Source organism: Alcanivorax sp. HI0044 (assembly GCF_001634945.1).
In genome coordinates, this window is sequence record NZ_LWEZ01001105.1 from 1 (window position 1) to 816 (window position 816).

1 protein-coding gene is annotated in these 816 nt (G+C 59.8%); it reads right to left on the reverse strand.

Annotation, left to right across the window (positions count from 1 at the left end):
* A partial coding sequence (locus A3730_RS13155) for a DUF932 domain-containing protein (protein WP_063538213.1) occupies nucleotides 1–741 on the reverse strand: 741 nt, incomplete at its 3' end.
* Between the last annotated feature and the right edge of the window lie 75 nt (nucleotides 742–816).

The window sequence follows — 816 nt, forward strand, 5'->3', positions numbered from 1 at the left end:
GTTGGGCTTCACCAGCATGTCCCCAGAGGAGTAGTTCACATCGGTGAAGACCGAACGCATGACCTTCTCGGCGGTCTTGCGGGTGATCCGTCGTTCGCTCAGCGCTTTCAAGCGATACATGAAGTCATCCCAGGCAGAGACGGAGATACCCAGCTGTTTCTTGACCGCCTGAGCATCGAAGGTGGTGTTGTGCCGGACTTTCACCGCCTGGCCGGCGCCATTGAGGGCTACCGCCAGGGTGTTGTTGCACACCACCCGGATGCTGGTGAACTGGGCAGTGGTCGCCAAGGTACCGTCACAGGCGGTGGCCAGCAGCACATAGCCGTTGGTCTGGTCATTGCCAGCCAAAGAACCTGTTTGCCCGGTGCGGGCCAGCGCCCAGAGCTTGCGGCCACCTTTAAGGACGCCAGCGGTTTCCAGTTCAAAGCCGGAGCGCTCGGTGAGGTCCCGGTAAAACTCCAGGATCTGCCGGGGCTGAACCACCTTGAAGCGGTTGCTCACTACGGACAGAGGCGCCTGATTATCTGATCGGAACAGCACCTTCTGATCCGGGAAGGATGAGATCTGTCCCAGGGATCCAGCCTCGCTGCTAATGAAGCGAACAGGAGTCTCACGGATCTCCCAGTCCATGCCGGCTTCCTGCATCCAGACATTGAGGGGCTGTTGGGCGGCGAGCTGGTTGCCCAGCCCGTGCCAGGGGGTGCGGCCTGCATAGGCCATGCTTTCGACAAGATGTGCCATGGTAAATCTCCAAGAAAAACGGTGAGCCCGAAACGGGCGGATTGGCGAATGAGAAGAGGGGGTGAGTCAGGGGTA